The sequence below is a fragment of the Olivibacter jilunii genome (assembly GCF_900607235.1).
GTDB lineage: Bacteria > Bacteroidota > Bacteroidia > Sphingobacteriales > Sphingobacteriaceae > Olivibacter > Olivibacter oleidegradans.
The window spans coordinates 149,004-162,823 of record NZ_LR027858.1 but is presented as its reverse complement, the minus strand read 5'-3'; the positions used below and the strand labels follow the sequence as shown (position 1 = coordinate 162,823).

Below are 13,820 nucleotides of genomic sequence, written 5' to 3'. Positions count from 1 at the left end.
TATTTGTGTTGACAACTATAAAACCAATAACTGTTTTATATGTTTGATGGATGATGGGTACATCAGTTGAAATAAAAATATACAATGGATATGGCCATAGTAAAAACTTAGTGGTTTATGGACATGTCCTTAAGCGTAAACCAAAAAAGGCGAGTGATTTTTCAAAGGATGGTTGGAAGCATACCCTTAGTTTATTGAAGCTGTTTTTCGTACGCCCGGTAGGTAGTGTTCGTTTAAGATTGCATTTTTATGATCAGGTAATCGAAACGATAGCGGAACCGGATGGCTTTTTTAAGTTTAAATGGGCCTCAGACATCCATTTAGATCCCGGACTACATGACCTGAAAATTGGATTAGTCGGTAAGGAGGAATTGCATGGCTTTACACAGGGCAAGGTTTATGTGCCGCATTCGACACAGTACGTATTTGTTTCGGATATCGATGATACCGTACTCATATCGCATTCGGCGACTGTGTTAAGGCGTCTTCGTGAACTACTGATTAAGAATGCCCATCGAAGAAAACTCTTTTCAGATCATGTCCTTTGGTACAATTTATTGTCTCGATCAGGAACTGAAATGCGTCACTTAAATCCTTTTTTTTATGTATCAAGCAGTGAATGGAATTTATATGATTATCTCCAAAGTATTTTTGCTCACAATAAACTGCCACATGGCTCCTTTTTGCTAAGCCATTTTAAGCGTTGGTTCGATTTTTTTAAAACAGGAAAAACAGGGCATGATGATAAATACAGAAGAATCAGTAGGCTGCTTCGCGTTTTTCCTAAGCAGAAATTTGTATTAATCGGCGACAATTCACAAAGAGATCCAATCATATATGCCGCACTCGCTAAAGATCATCCTGATCGAATAGCCGCTATTTATATAAGGAACATAAAACCTAAAAAAGCCGCAATAACATTGCAGCTTTTTAAAAATCTTCAAGAAACAGAAATTCAAACCTGTCTATTTAATACCAATCGAGAGGCTATAAAACATGCTGTTTCCATCGGTTTAATATGCCAAACCGATATGGAAGAATTAACCGGTTTTTAACGCGACCTCAGATGTTGATATCATCTTGCGGAGGTTGTTTAACGCATAACGCATGCGCCCTAATGCCGTGTTTATACTAACATCCGTTACTTCTGCAATCTCTTTAAAACTCATATCTCCGTAATGGCGCATAATCAGCACCTCTTTTTGATCATCAGGCAATAATTGGATCATCTTCCTAAGATCCTTATGTGTTTGCTGTCTGATAATACGCTCTTCAGTACTTTCATCGTAGAACGGCAATACGTCGAATATATCAAATCCATCACTATTGGCGATAAGGGGCGTACGCTTCTCTTTACGATAATAGTCAATCACCAAGTTATGCGCGATTCGCATGGCCCAGGGGAGAAATTTGCCTTCATCATTATATCTCCCAGCTTGCAGCGTACTGATAACTTTGATGAAAGTATCCTGAAAAAGGTCCTCCGCTAAATAAGGATCTTTTACCAATAAGTAAATGGAAGTGTAAATTTTTGATTTATATCGATGTACTAACTCTTCAATTGCAGCCTCATTTCCGGCTAAATACAAATGAATTAGTTGTCGGTCAGTTTTCTTTTGCAGTGTCATGCTATGCTACTTCGTCTTTTTTTTGTTATAAAAAAGTATGTTAAGTAGTTTTTTCCTCTATAGCAGTCCTCCTAAATTTAAGTAAGCCATCGGTTTAACCCAATCGATACATTAATAAATTTTTTCAAAGCAAAACATTTTTTTTAGAAAAACAAAGAAAAAATATGAAAATCGTTTGTTGTTTCTTTATTCTGTATTTTTGTACGCTCGATTTACGTAGGTAACGAAGAGGCGGAAATCGTTTAAAAAAAGCAAATTACGAGGTATACATGGCACAAAAGGTTGATTCAAACGCAAAATCTCATATACTTATCAAAGGCGCACGCGTCCATAATTTAAAAAACATTGATGTAACCATACCGAAAAACAGGTTGGTAGTTATCACAGGTATGTCGGGCTCAGGAAAATCATCCCTGGCTTTTGATACACTTTATGCAGAGGGACAACGCCGGTATGTAGAAAGCTTATCTTCCTACGCTAGACAGTTTATGGGGCGTATGAATAAACCGGAGGTAGATTACATCAAAGGAATTGCCCCGGCAATTGCCATTGAGCAAAAAGTAATTACAAGTAATCCGAGGTCTACAGTGGGAACATCAACAGAAATTTATGACTATTTGAAGTTATTGTTTGCCCGTATAGGAAAGACCATCTCGCCCATATCAGGAAAAGAAGTGCGAAAAGACAGCGTTACAGATGTAGTAAATTTTGTGTCCTCACTGCCTAGTGATACACAAATAACGATTTTAAGCCCCCTTCATCCTCATAATCAGCGGAAACTAAAAGAAGAATTAGCCGTCTTGCTCCAAAAGGGTTTTGTTCGAGTGGAGTACTTAGGCCGAATTGAGAAAATCGAGTCCCTAATCGAAGATAAAAAGGTTGCTAATAGCAGTGTCAACTTAGGTGATTTACGAATCGTTATTGACCGTATTCGTGTGAATCAAGAAGACGAAACTTTAAGTAGAATTGCTGATTCAGTCCAGACGGCCTTCTTTGAGGGAAAGGGGGACTGTTATATTGATGATGGAGAAAAGGAACATTTTTTCTGTGATCGATTTGAGTTAGACGGTATGGCATTTGAAGAACCGACTCCTAACTTTTTCAGCTTTAATAATCCCTATGGAGCTTGTAGCAGGTGTGAAGGGTATGGGAAAGTGATCGGGATAGATCCCGACTTAGTAGTGCCCGATAAGAGCAAATCGGTATACGATGGAGCAATCGCTCCCTGGAGAGGAGAGAAAATGGGAGAATGGTTGAACCGATTTGTTAAAGTGGCCATAAAATTTGACTTTCCGGTGCATAGAGCCTATAAAGATTTATCGCCCGAACAAAGGCAAGTCTTGTGGAGCGGGAATCAATATTTTAGAGGTTTGGATGATTTCTTTAAAGAATTGGAAGAGCAGACCTATAAAATTCAATACCGAGTTATGTTATCACGTTATCGGGGGAAGACGGATTGTCCGGATTGTAAGGGAACCCGACTACGTAAAGATGCAGCCTATGTTAAAGTAGGAGGGAAATCAATTACCGATATGGTGCTTATGCCTCTTGATGATTTGTTAGATTTCTTCAACAATCTATCATTAGATAAGCACGAGGAGACAATTGCAAAAAGGTTATTGATAGAAGTAAAGAACCGCGTGCGTTTTTTAACGGAAGTGGGGTTAGGATATTTAACATTGAATCGCCTTTCAAACACACTTTCGGGCGGCGAATCACAGCGGATTAACTTAGCAACCTCTTTAGGAAGTTCTTTGGTGGGTTCCATATATGTCTTAGACGAACCGAGTATCGGTTTACATCCACGCGATACCCAACGTCTAATCGGGGTGCTTAAATCTTTACGTGATGTTGGCAATACTGTTTTGGTGGTAGAACATGAAGAAGAAATGATGCAGGCTGCGGATTACCTTATTGATATTGGTCCGGAAGCGGGTGTACATGGTGGGCAGCTAGTTTTTTCGGGAACATATCAAGAGATTCTTAAGGACGAGCAGAGTTTGACCGGAAAATACCTAAACGGAATCGAGGCCATTGGTATACCGAGTAGTAGAAGGAAGTGGCAGCACTTTGTAGAGATAAAAGGTGCTCGGGAGAACAATCTGAAAGGGATTGACGTGAAATTTCCGTTGTATACCTTTACGGTAGTATCCGGTGTGTCTGGTTCGGGGAAAACTTCCTTGGTGAAGCGTATATTGTATCCTGCTTTGCAGAAAGCGACCGGTAATTATTCCGGCGAGCAAACCGGTGTTTTTGATGGTTTGGATGGAGACCTTCAGCTTGTTGAACGTGTCGAGATGGTAGATCAGAATCCGATAGGGAGGTCTTCGAGATCGAATCCGGTAACCTACGTAAAGGCGTGGGACGATATACGAGCGCTGTATAGTAGTCAGCCAGCTGCAAAAGCTGCGGGGTTAAAGCCAGCGGCTTTCTCTTTTAACGTAGAAGGAGGACGATGTGATGTTTGCCAAGGAGAAGGGGAAGTGAAAATTGAAATGCAGTTTATGGCCGATATTTATCTTACCTGTGAGGCTTGTGGAGGTAAACGGTTTAAACAACAGGTGCTGGATATAACTTGGCAAGATAAGAATGTTTATGATGTACTGGAATTAACGGTAGAAGAAGCTTTGACTTTTTTCGGCAAACAAGCGAAGATACTCAATAAAATCCAACCGCTGGCGGATGTAGGGTTAGGTTATGTGAAGCTCGGCCAATCGTCGAATACCTTGTCGGGAGGGGAAGCACAACGTATTAAGTTAGCTTCGTTTCTGGTGAAGGGAAACAACAGTAAGAATACACTTTTTATTTTTGATGAACCTACTACCGGGCTTCATTTTCACGATATTCGAAAGTTATTGAAGTCATTTGATGCATTGATTGCTCAGGGTAATACCATCTTAGTCATTGAGCATAACATGGATGTCATCAAATGTGCCGACTGGGTGATAGATATCGGGCCGGAGGGTGGAGAGAAGGGTGGAGAGCTTGTATTTGAAGGAACACCGGAGGAACTTGTCAAACATTCGCAGTCTTATACCGGTCAGTTTCTCAAAGCACATATGTGATTGCATAGAGGATTGTTGACCTTTATTACTAAAGGAAAATTCGTAATTTTACAAAAAGCAAAGGAATAATATGCTGTCGAAAAAATCAAAATATGCCATTAAAGCTCTTATTGTACTGGGAAAGAACTACGGGAAAGAGCCGATGCAGATTTTAAAAATTGCTGAAGAGGAAAACATTCCGAAGAAATTTCTTGAGCAAATATTACTGGAAATGCGAAATGCGGGTATATTGTATAGCAAAAAGGGAGCGGGCGGAGGATATAGTTTAAACAAAGATCCGGAAGACATTCGCTTATCGCAAGTTATCAGACTCACCGACGGCCCTATAGCCTTGCTACCCTGCGTAAGCTTGAATTTTTATAGGCGATGTGACGAATGCAAAACCGAAGAAACTTGTGGTATCAGAGATACTTTCGTAGATGTTAGAAATGCGATGTTACAGATTTTGAATGATACCAGCATTGCCGATATTATTAAGCGTGAAGAGAATCTAGCTTTAGGTTTGTAATTAATGGACTGATAACCAATAGTTTAACGTCAAAATAAATATTTTAATAAAAAAAGACTACTAAATTGGTATATTTTATATATATTTGTCTCGTTGATTTTTAATTTTGAAAATATGAAACGCTCCATCTGTAAAAATATGAAGAATATGTGTTATTTATTAACAAGTTAGGAGAGGGCGTGTAGATTTCCAAGAGGCCTCTTCAGTAACCTGCAGAGGCTTTTTTTTTAATTTGATATAAATAGGAGGCAATATATGGAAAGGCAGCAACATCCCGAATTTGAGAAGGTATATGTCGAACCAAAAATCACCTTGGTAGGCGCAGGCCCGGGAGATCCCGATTTGATTAGCATAAAAGGTGTTAAAGCACTTAAAACAGCGGATGTCGTAATATACGATGCGTTAGTGGACGAAGCATTATTAAGCTACGCTCCCAAAGAGGCAACCCGCGTTTATGTTGGTAATCCATCAGGAGACGAAAACTTTTCGCAAACAACAGTCAATCGCTTAATGGTTGATTATGCGCTAAATTTTGGACATGTGGTCCGATTGAAAGGAGGCGACCTTTTCGTTTTCGGAAGGGGGTATGAAGAGTTGGAATATGCGGCATCGTACAGCGTGGAAACGGAAATTATACCCGGAATAAGCAGTGCCATTTCTGTGCCCGGTTTGCAGGGGATCCCCGTTACCCATAAGGGAAACAGTGATAGTTTGTGGATTTTAAGCGCCACCGATAGTAATGGTTCGTTTAATTGGGAGATTGAGGAAGCTGCGCGAAGCAGAGCGACTGTTGTCGTGTTATTGGGCTTTGCGCAATTGCCTGAAATCGTATCGATTTATAAAAAACTTGGTAAGGGGCGGTTGCCGGCGGCCGTTATACAGAACGGCTCAATGAAAAATGAAAGACTGGCCATTGGTGTCGTCAATACAATAGAGGAAGTTGCAGAAGAAGTATCCATTGATAACACAGGGCCGGTCCTATTAGTATTTGGTCAGGCAGTTGCTTTGCATAAAGATTTCTCACGGATATTAAATTTCCTGGAACAGGATTTAAATTTGTATTAAGTTTTTTATATTTCCCTATAGATTTGGTTGTTTTTTATGAGGCGTTGGTTCATATACGGATCAACGCTTTTTTGATGCGTTCCGACTTTGTTTATTACAAAACAATTAAAATAAAAGTTTCTAACTAAGTGAATTTTATGGTAGGTTTGAGTCGACAATAGAAATAGAATGGAAGAACAAAGTAAATTAATTCGTAGTCAAACTCAACGTTCACAGAATCGCGAGCATTCTGTACCTTTATATTTAACCTCAAGTTTTATTTTTGATGATGCCGAGCAAGGGCGCGCTGTATTTGCCGGCGAGGAAGAAGGTATTGTATATTCTAGGTATTCTAATCCAAATACGAACGAATTTATACAAAAAGTTTGTGAGCTGGAAGGAGCAGAGGCCGGTTTAGCCTTTTCTTCCGGAATGGCGGCGGTTTTTGCCTCTTTCGCTGCACTGCTGAAAAACGGAGACCATATTGTGGCCTGTAGATCGGTTTTCGGTTCTACTCATCAACTGTTTACGACTTTATTTCCACGATGGGGCATTACCACCTCTTATGTAGATGCGAAGAATCCAGCTGATTGGGAGAAAGCCATTCAGCCTAATACGAAGATGATTTTTTTGGAAACGCCATCAAATCCAGGCTTGGAATTGGTAGACCTAGAGTGGTTAGGAACCTTCAAAAAAAAATATCCAAATATTATATTAAATGTAGATAACTGTTTTGCGACGCCCTATCTGCAAAAGCCGATACAATATGGTTTTGATTTAGTAAGCCATTCTGCCACGAAATACATGGACGGACAAGGACGTGTTTTAGGCGGGATTGTTGTAGGTAAACAGGAGTTGATCGACGAGATGATGTTTTTTATTCGGCACACCGGGCCGTCTATGTCACCCTTCAATGCTTGGATTATATCAAAAAGTCTTGAAACCCTGGCGCTTCGTATGGACCGCCATTGTGATAATGCGTTGGCAGTAGCGGGCATGTTAGAGTCGCATAATGAGGTCGACCTTGTTCGCTATCCTTTCTTGCCCTCACATCCGCAATATGAGTTGGCCAAAAAACAAATGAAGGCTGGAGGTGGCATTGTTACCTTTGTCATTAAAGGTGGCTTTGAACGTGCTAAACGTTTTCTCGATAATTTGAAGATGATCTTGATCACTTCTAACTTGGGCGATTCACGTACGATTGCAACGCATCCGGCGTCTACGACACATTCAAAATTAACAGATGCGGAGCGTGAACAAATCGGTATCTATCCGGGAACCGTTCGTATTTCGGTCGGATTGGAAGATGTCAACGATATTTTGGTCGATTTGAAGCAGGCTTTGGACGGCAGCAAATAATTATCGGCTTTCGAAAAGGTCGGAGCTCGACCTTAAACGAGGAATGGAATACCGTTTAAAGCTTAGAGCAAAATTTTGTATGCATTGCTTGATACTGAAAGTATCATTAATTAACAGGAATAATAACGAAATAAAGCTGGCAGCTGATGGCTGAAAGCTAAGAGCTAAGAAAATGAAAGTAACACTAAACAGGCTAAACCAGGCGGTGCATTTTGAAGGTGAAAGTGCATCCACCGATGTAAAAGTCCATATTGACGGCTCTCCGGAAATTGGTGGTGAGGCATTAGGTGCACGCCCTATGGAGCTGGTGTTAATGGCTTTGGGTTCTTGTAGTGCACTCGACCTTATAAATATCCTGAAAAAACAAAAGCAGGAAATAGAGGATGTAAAAATTGAGGTTGATGGAAAACGAAAAGATGCGATCCCGGCCGTTTTTACCGATATTCATCTACTATTCAAGTTAAAAGGGCGTATTGACATCGAGAAGGCCAAGAAAGCAGCAGAGCTAGCAGTAAAGAAATATTGTTCGGTACACGATATGTTGGTAGCAGGTGGCGTACAAATTACATATGAGATTGTAACTGAGGCTGTATAGTGTTAGTTGAACCTAAACATTTTACGGTGTTTATTGTTTTCTGTGATAAAAACACATATTATGACTTCTATATGGAAAGTTGATCCGGCGCATTCAGAAGTGCAATTTAAGGTAAAGCATCTGGTTATTTCCACGGTTGCGGGTAACTTTAATAAGTTTGATGGACAAATTGAGGCAACGAGCGAGGATTTTTCTGATGCAACGATTAGATTTATAATTGATGCTGATAGCATTGATACGAATATGAAGGATCGTGATGAACATCTCAGATCAGCCGATTTTTTTGATACGGCGAATTACCCTGAGTTGACCTTTCAGTCAAGCTCGTTTGAAAAAAAAGGAGGCCACGAATACTTGTTAAGAGGCGATTTAACGATCAAAGGACATACCCAGGCTGTGCAGTTTGAAGTAGAGTTTGGCGGTACTGCTAAAGATTCGTACGGTAATCAAAAAGCGGGCTTTGAAGCAACCGCTAAGATCAGCCGACAGGTTTTTGGGCTGAAATGGAATGATTTGACGGAGGCTGGATCCGTAGTGGTTGGAGATGAAGTGAAAATCGTATTGAATCTGCAATTTATTAAACAATCATAATTTGGGTGGGACGTCCTTCTTTTTTAGGAAGCTTCCACTCCAAATTTTTTCGGCTTTTCGTCCGATAAGCCAAAAGGATAAGGCGAGCAAAGAGAAGAAAATCGCTCGATTTATATTGTCCCATAGATATTCGAAGAATCGCGTATAAAGATTAATTAGAAGGAAGATGATGCCGAATTCACGGGCGATAATATCGTTCTTTTTGAGACCATACCAAGCAAATGCTAAACAAACGACCGTTGAGAGTACTCCCCAATAAAATATATGATATTGCTTGGTAGCTGCCCATTTGTCTAAATCGCTATAGTTTCCGAAAATTGATAGCAACCATAAGGAAATAAGGAGATATAATACTCCCATGATGTAACTTAATTGTTTAAAGCCTCTAATAGCTGCCCATTTATTATGCAGAACCAAGGTGAAAACTGTTAGTAGTATTCCAAATATGGTAAAGCGCAATGGATAATTCATTCCCCAAAATTTAAATCCCCAATTGCTGTGGTAAGCAGTTTCGGTGGCAAACCATATACCTAGTGCGATCAACATAAAAGCCCAAATAGTTTTTGAAGAAAGCTGTATAGCAAGAACGGTATAAATGACTATAGACAATAAAAATAAGAATGAATACATCCCGTCACCTTTGTCGATAACCTTGCCCAGATAGCCAATGAAAGTAGCCGTAGAAAATACACCCAACACAATTAAGCTTTCATTGGTAAATAATTTCTCTGGATGTCGTTTTTTGTTGAAATAACCCAGGTAATAAAATAAAAATGAAAGCAAAGCGCAAAACACGCAAATAATGATATTGGGTGTTTCGTATAGCGTTGACAAAAGTTGAAGAATCTCCTGATCGACAAATAAGGACAGGAAGGCCAGTACAATACAAGAGAGTGCAATCCAAAATGAATATTGTGCTAGACGTCTCCAGTCGAAGCCCTTCACCTCGTACGAGTGCCTAAGTCTGTCCGCCGTTTCTTTGTCAATCAGGCTGTTCTCTTCCCAATGTGCAATGGCGTTTTCAATAGCTTCTTGTTCGTTCTTATCGATATGAAGTTTCATCCGGAAATTTAATATTGGAGAAATTAAGCAAGCAGCTCTTTTATTTTCTTCTCGTCTTCTGCCAATTGCGCCGTCATTGCCTCAATACTATCAAATTTATGATCGTGACGCACAAAGTGTAAAAATTGTATTTGAAGCGTTTTGCCATATAAATCTTCGTTAAGATCAAAAAAATTGATCTCTATACTTCGGTTGACACCTCTTACAGTGGGTCGTGTTCCGATATATCCCATACCTTTTAACGTAGGGCCTTTTTTTGCCGGTATATATTCTCCCGTAGTCATCTCCGCATGTTCAATAAGGGTTGCCTGTACTGCGTAAATACCATAAGCAGGAATTAATTTGTAGCTTTCCGGAACTTCGATATTAGCGGTGGGGTATCCAATGGTTCTGCCTAGCTGCTGTCCTTTAACCACTTTTCCTGTAATGTGGAAAGGATAACCTAAGTACTTGTTGGCAGTGGCAATTTCGCCAATAATGAGTGCTTCGCGTATTTTCGTCGATGAGACAGCCACATCATTGATGTCTTGCTCCGGTATCTCTTGTACCGAATAATGGTACTGTTCTGCATATTTTAGCAAATCGACCAGTGATCCTTTGCGGTCCTTCCCAAAATGATGATCATAACCGATAATGATCCGTTTAGTGCCGATTTTACTGACCAGAATTTCGCGAATATATTCTTCTGCCGATTGATTGGAAAAATCCCGTGTAAACGGCGTGATAATCAGGTGATCGATTCCACTTTCGGCTAGTCGATCGGCTTTTTCCTCAATGGTGTTTATAAGACGCAAGCTATCATCATCCGGATGCAAGATCATCCTTGGATGAGGAAAAAAGGTAAGAAGTACCGTTTCTCCGTTTATCTTTTGCGCATATTCTCTTAAACTGCTTATAATTTTCTGATGTCCTATATGAACGCCATCAAAGGTTCCAATCGTCACCACTGCATTGTCCAATGGTATAAAATCTTCAATGTTTCTATATATTTTCATCCGCAATAAATTGTTTTTTTATCATGAATCTGCTGTTTACCTCATAAGCATTCTACTTTAGCAGCAAATAATCATACTAATCTTTGTTCCAAAGCCATTCCTAAACCCTTATTTGCAATATATCACGCTTTGTGCTCTCCACTGTTTCTGCCTATAGAAAATCTTATGAGATAATTTTATGTACCTTTCTTCCAAGATACGTATTTATTCTAAAAGTGATAATGTATTGAGGTTAAGGTTTTTTATGAATGTTCTCCTTCGTCATTTATTAATAGACCTTGTTCTTTCAAAGACCGAATATGATCGGACAGCTCCAAAACATTCCAGGCATCTCTGACATGAAAATTACCGCTGCGAGTTCTTCTCAATTCACTCAGATAGGCACCGGCGCCCACTGCTTTTCCAAAGTCATGTGCCAACGATCGAATGTAAGTTCCTTTGCTGCAAACGACTCTGAAGTTAACTTCCGGAAGAGCAATGCGGGTTAATTCGAACTCATAGATCGTTACACGACGAGGTTTTAGTTCAACGGACTCGCCTCGTCTGGCTTTTTCGTATAATCTTTCGCCTTGCATTTTTACAGCCGAATGTACCGGCGGATATTGTTCAATAGCACCGACGAATGTTAGTGAGGCGCGAAGTAGATCTTGTTCCGTAAGATTTGTGATATCAAAAAAGCTATCCGGAATTGTTTCTAAGTCATAAGACGGTGTTGTTGCCCCGAGTGTGAAGGTTCCTATGTATTCTTTTTCCTGCGCTTGAAGCTCATCAATAGTTTTAGTGCGTTTGCCGGTACAAACAATAAGTAAACCTGTAGCCAGCGGATCGAGTGTGCCTGCATGGCCTACTTTCAATTTCAAAGGCTTTAAAGCATTACGGATCTTTCCCACTACGTCAAAACTGGTCCATTTGTAAGGCTTATCGATCAGTAAAACCTCACCGGCGGTGAAATCGAAACGAGGGAAAATCGGCTTTTCTTTTTCGTCTTCCATTAAAGCACCGATAAGCTGTGACCGCTTAAAAGCATCACGATAATAATCCCACCTACTATAATTCTATACCATCCAAAAGCTTTGAATCCGTATTTCGTAACGTAACCAATGAAGCTTTTAATGGCTATGATGGCTACGATGAAACCCACCAAGTTACCTATAAAAAGGATATTATATTGGTCTGCGGTAAACTGGTTGCCATCTTTGTAGAAGTCGAGCAGTTTTTTTGCCGTCGCGCCAAACATAGTCGGCACGGCTAAAAAGAAAGAAAATTCAGCTGCGGCTTTCCTTGAAAGTTTCTGCGCCATACCGCCAACAATGGTTGCTCCCGAGCGAGAAGTGCCTGGTATCATTGCTAGACACTGAAAAAAGCCAATTTTCAGGGCGGTAGCGTAAGAAATGTTGTCTGAGTTATCAATGCGAGGTGCATTAAACCATTTATCGACGAATAGGAGCACAATGCCGCCTAAAACTAAGGTGATTGCCACCGTCATTGGGCTCTCTAGCATATTGTCTATTTCGTCGCTAAATAATAAGCCAAAAATGGCTGCCGGAATAAAAGCAACAAATAGTTTTAAATAAAAAGACCACGAACGAAAAAATCGCTTAAAATAAAGAATCACAACCGAGAGGATGGTGCCTAGTTGAATAGCTACTGTAAACAGTTTAACGAAGGCAGATGGTTCGATGCCCATTAAGGCGGTTGCGATGATTAGGTGGCCGGTGGATGAAACAGGTAAGAATTCGGTTAGCCCTTCTACGATGGCTAAAATAATCGCTTCTATTAAAGTCATCTATTGGTGTTATTTAGTAGGGTTCTTTAATATTGCTACAATGCCAAGAGCAAAGCCTGCGACAACCACAATCGGCGCTAAAGTTATTTTAGTGAAACTGTAAATATCTGTTTTACCGGCCATCAAAATAAAGCCAATGATAACAATGGCAATACTTAATAACATTAATTGGTAGTTCAATTTACCGAAAACAAAGTTTGACTTTTGTTCGCCTTGAGCTACTTTCTTTTTTTCTTGCGGCATAATGCTAAATTTAATTAAGTGAATGTATATTACCGATAGAGATCATTTATTCGGAGACGTAAATACTTGCTTACTGCAAAATAAGTGCTGGCCCCCGAGATCAGAATGCCTAAACAGATTACACCTATGAAAATGAGGGCAAATTCAAAATAGTTACGTAAAATAACAATTTCAGGAATTTGCTCTTGCGCAAAATACAATGTCAGCAATAGTAGAATGATTGCAATCAGAGCACCCAAAAGGCCATGAAGAATACCATAGCCTAAAAATGGACGGCGAATGAAGCCCTTTGTTGCTCCCACCATTTGCATACTTTTTATCAAAAAGCGTTGTGAATAGATTGCCAGCCTTATGGTGTTATTGATTAATGCGACGGCAATAATCAATAAGATAGCTGCGAAGGCAAGTATGATAAGACCAATGACACGAATGTTTTTGTTGACCATATCGATCAGCGAGTCTTGATAAACAACCTCTTTGACCATGCTGTTGCTAGATACCTGCTTTGTAAAGGTCTCTACACCTGCTTTATTTGCATAATCCGCTTTGAGATAGACGTCAATGGACGATAACAGTGGGTTATAACCCAGAAACTTAACAAAATCTTCGCCCAAGTCATTTTGAAGATTTCTAGCTGCTAATTCTTTGCTAACATATTGTGTGCGAAGCACCGCAGGATTTCCATCCAGCTCTTTTTGTAGACTAAGAATATCGGCTTCTGTTACCCCGTCATTAACAATGATGTTAAGTACGATATTTTCCTTAACATAATTGGAAAGATTTTTAGCATGAACGAGGATCAACCCTAATAGTCCGGTCATGAGTAATACCAGAGCAATACTAATAACCGTGGATATGTAGACGGATTTTGTTTTTCTGGATGACGCACTTACTTCAAATTCTTCCATATGCTACTATTTGAAATGCGAAATTAATAATTAGAT

At 39.8% G+C, this 13,820-nt stretch carries 14 protein-coding genes; 7 read left to right on the top strand and 7 right to left on the bottom strand.

What is annotated here, in order from left to right:
• Positions 1 to 50: 50 nt before the first annotated feature.
• Positions 51 to 1,055, top strand: coding sequence for an App1 family protein (locus tag E0E36_RS25040; RefSeq protein WP_242627394.1), 1,005 nt, complete (start codon positions 51 to 53; stop codon positions 1,053 to 1,055).
• On the opposite strand, the gene E0E36_RS25035 is transcribed toward E0E36_RS25040, so the two are convergent.
• Complete coding sequence (locus E0E36_RS25035; RefSeq protein WP_013663870.1) at positions 1,041 to 1,628, bottom strand: RNA polymerase sigma factor; 588 nt, start codon at positions 1,626 to 1,628, stop codon at positions 1,041 to 1,043. The genes E0E36_RS25040 and E0E36_RS25035 overlap by 15 nt on opposite strands.
• A gap of 269 nt (positions 1,629 to 1,897) precedes the next feature.
• Here E0E36_RS25035 and uvrA point away from each other — a divergent pair, with 269 nt between their 5' ends.
• The 6 genes from uvrA (at position 1,898) to E0E36_RS25005 (ending at position 8,790) form a co-directional block, all read left to right on the top strand.
• Positions 1,898 to 4,693, top strand: a complete 2,796-nt coding sequence (gene uvrA / locus E0E36_RS25030) for an excinuclease ABC subunit UvrA (protein WP_130858232.1) — start codon at positions 1,898 to 1,900, stop codon at positions 4,691 to 4,693.
• Between the two features lie 70 nt (positions 4,694 to 4,763).
• On the top strand, positions 4,764 to 5,201 hold the full coding sequence (locus tag E0E36_RS25025; RefSeq protein WP_013663868.1) for an RrF2 family transcriptional regulator: 438 nt from the start codon (positions 4,764 to 4,766) through the stop codon (positions 5,199 to 5,201).
• A 255-nt stretch (positions 5,202 to 5,456) separates the two neighbouring features.
• Positions 5,457 to 6,266: a uroporphyrinogen-III C-methyltransferase gene (gene cobA, locus E0E36_RS25020; protein ID WP_130858231.1), complete on the top strand. Its 810-nt coding sequence runs from the start codon at positions 5,457 to 5,459 to the stop codon at positions 6,264 to 6,266.
• Positions 6,267 to 6,434: 168 nt separating this feature from the next.
• Positions 6,435 to 7,604: a trans-sulfuration enzyme family protein gene (locus tag E0E36_RS25015; RefSeq protein ID WP_013663866.1), complete on the top strand. Its 1,170-nt coding sequence runs from the start codon at positions 6,435 to 6,437 to the stop codon at positions 7,602 to 7,604.
• A gap of 172 nt (positions 7,605 to 7,776) precedes the next feature.
• Positions 7,777 to 8,199 (top strand): OsmC family protein, encoded by a 423-nt coding sequence (locus E0E36_RS25010; protein WP_130858230.1) that lies wholly within the window; start codon positions 7,777 to 7,779, stop codon positions 8,197 to 8,199.
• 60 nt (positions 8,200 to 8,259) lie between these two features.
• Positions 8,260 to 8,790: a YceI family protein gene (locus tag E0E36_RS25005; protein WP_130858229.1), complete on the top strand. Its 531-nt coding sequence runs from the start codon at positions 8,260 to 8,262 to the stop codon at positions 8,788 to 8,790.
• On the opposite strand, the gene E0E36_RS25000 is transcribed toward E0E36_RS25005, so the two are convergent.
• The 6 genes from E0E36_RS25000 to E0E36_RS24975 all read right to left on the bottom strand — a co-directional run bounded on the left by E0E36_RS25000 (position 8,785) and on the right by E0E36_RS24975 (position 13,784).
• Positions 8,785 to 9,852 (bottom strand): DUF2157 domain-containing protein, encoded by a 1,068-nt coding sequence (locus tag E0E36_RS25000; RefSeq protein ID WP_130858228.1) that lies wholly within the window; start codon positions 9,850 to 9,852, stop codon positions 8,785 to 8,787. The two genes, E0E36_RS25005 and E0E36_RS25000, sit on opposite strands and share 6 nt — an antisense overlap.
• A gap of 23 nt (positions 9,853 to 9,875) precedes the next feature.
• Complete coding sequence (locus tag E0E36_RS24995; protein ID WP_013663862.1) at positions 9,876 to 10,847, bottom strand: bifunctional riboflavin kinase/FAD synthetase; 972 nt, start codon at positions 10,845 to 10,847, stop codon at positions 9,876 to 9,878.
• A 242-nt stretch (positions 10,848 to 11,089) separates the two neighbouring features.
• A complete protein-coding gene (gene truB, locus E0E36_RS24990; RefSeq protein ID WP_130858227.1) occupies positions 11,090 to 11,839 on the bottom strand; it encodes a tRNA pseudouridine(55) synthase TruB in 750 nt (249 codons plus the stop codon).
• Positions 11,839 to 12,633 (bottom strand): undecaprenyl-diphosphate phosphatase, encoded by a 795-nt coding sequence (locus tag E0E36_RS24985; RefSeq protein WP_013663860.1) that lies wholly within the window; start codon positions 12,631 to 12,633, stop codon positions 11,839 to 11,841. Before E0E36_RS24985 ends, truB begins: the two co-directional genes overlap by 1 nt.
• Positions 12,634 to 12,642: 9 nt before the next feature.
• The gene (locus tag E0E36_RS24980; protein ID WP_013663859.1) at positions 12,643 to 12,876 is read right to left on the bottom strand and encodes a DUF3098 domain-containing protein; all 234 of its coding nucleotides are present in this window, start codon (positions 12,874 to 12,876) and stop codon (positions 12,643 to 12,645) included.
• A gap of 29 nt (positions 12,877 to 12,905) precedes the next feature.
• The gene (locus tag E0E36_RS24975) at positions 12,906 to 13,784 is read right to left on the bottom strand and encodes a cell division protein FtsX (protein WP_013663858.1); all 879 of its coding nucleotides are present in this window, start codon (positions 13,782 to 13,784) and stop codon (positions 12,906 to 12,908) included.
• Positions 13,785 to 13,820: the final 36 nt, after the last annotated feature.

Excerpts from the sequence above, each read along its gene's own strand:
- E0E36_RS25025 (WP_013663868.1), top strand. The coding sequence starts at position 4,764 with ATGCTGTCGAAAAAATCAAAATATGCCATTAAAGCTCTTATTGTACTG.
- E0E36_RS25005 (WP_130858229.1), top strand. The coding sequence starts at position 8,260 with ATGACTTCTATATGGAAAGTTGATCCGGCGCATTCAGAAGTGCAATTT.
- E0E36_RS25040 (WP_242627394.1), top strand. The coding sequence starts at position 51 with ATGATGGGTACATCAGTTGAAATAAAAATATACAATGGATATGGCCAT.
- E0E36_RS24985 (WP_013663860.1), bottom strand. The coding sequence starts at position 12,633 with ATGACTTTAATAGAAGCGATTATTTTAGCCATCGTAGAAGGGCTAACC.
- E0E36_RS24975 (WP_013663858.1), bottom strand. The coding sequence starts at position 13,784 with ATGGAAGAATTTGAAGTAAGTGCGTCATCCAGAAAAACAAAATCCGTC.
- E0E36_RS25015 (WP_013663866.1), top strand. The coding sequence starts at position 6,435 with ATGGAAGAACAAAGTAAATTAATTCGTAGTCAAACTCAACGTTCACAG.
- cobA (WP_130858231.1), top strand. The coding sequence starts at position 5,457 with ATGGAAAGGCAGCAACATCCCGAATTTGAGAAGGTATATGTCGAACCA.
- E0E36_RS25035 (WP_013663870.1), bottom strand. The coding sequence starts at position 1,628 with ATGACACTGCAAAAGAAAACTGACCGACAACTAATTCATTTGTATTTA.
- E0E36_RS25010 (WP_130858230.1), top strand. The coding sequence starts at position 7,777 with ATGAAAGTAACACTAAACAGGCTAAACCAGGCGGTGCATTTTGAAGGT.
- uvrA (WP_130858232.1), top strand. The coding sequence starts at position 1,898 with ATGGCACAAAAGGTTGATTCAAACGCAAAATCTCATATACTTATCAAA.
- E0E36_RS24995 (WP_013663862.1), bottom strand. The coding sequence starts at position 10,847 with ATGAAAATATATAGAAACATTGAAGATTTTATACCATTGGACAATGCA.
- E0E36_RS24980 (WP_013663859.1), bottom strand. The coding sequence starts at position 12,876 with ATGCCGCAAGAAAAAAAGAAAGTAGCTCAAGGCGAACAAAAGTCAAAC.
- truB (WP_130858227.1), bottom strand. The coding sequence starts at position 11,839 with ATGGAAGACGAAAAAGAAAAGCCGATTTTCCCTCGTTTCGATTTCACC.
- E0E36_RS25000 (WP_130858228.1), bottom strand. The coding sequence starts at position 9,852 with ATGAAACTTCATATCGATAAGAACGAACAAGAAGCTATTGAAAACGCC.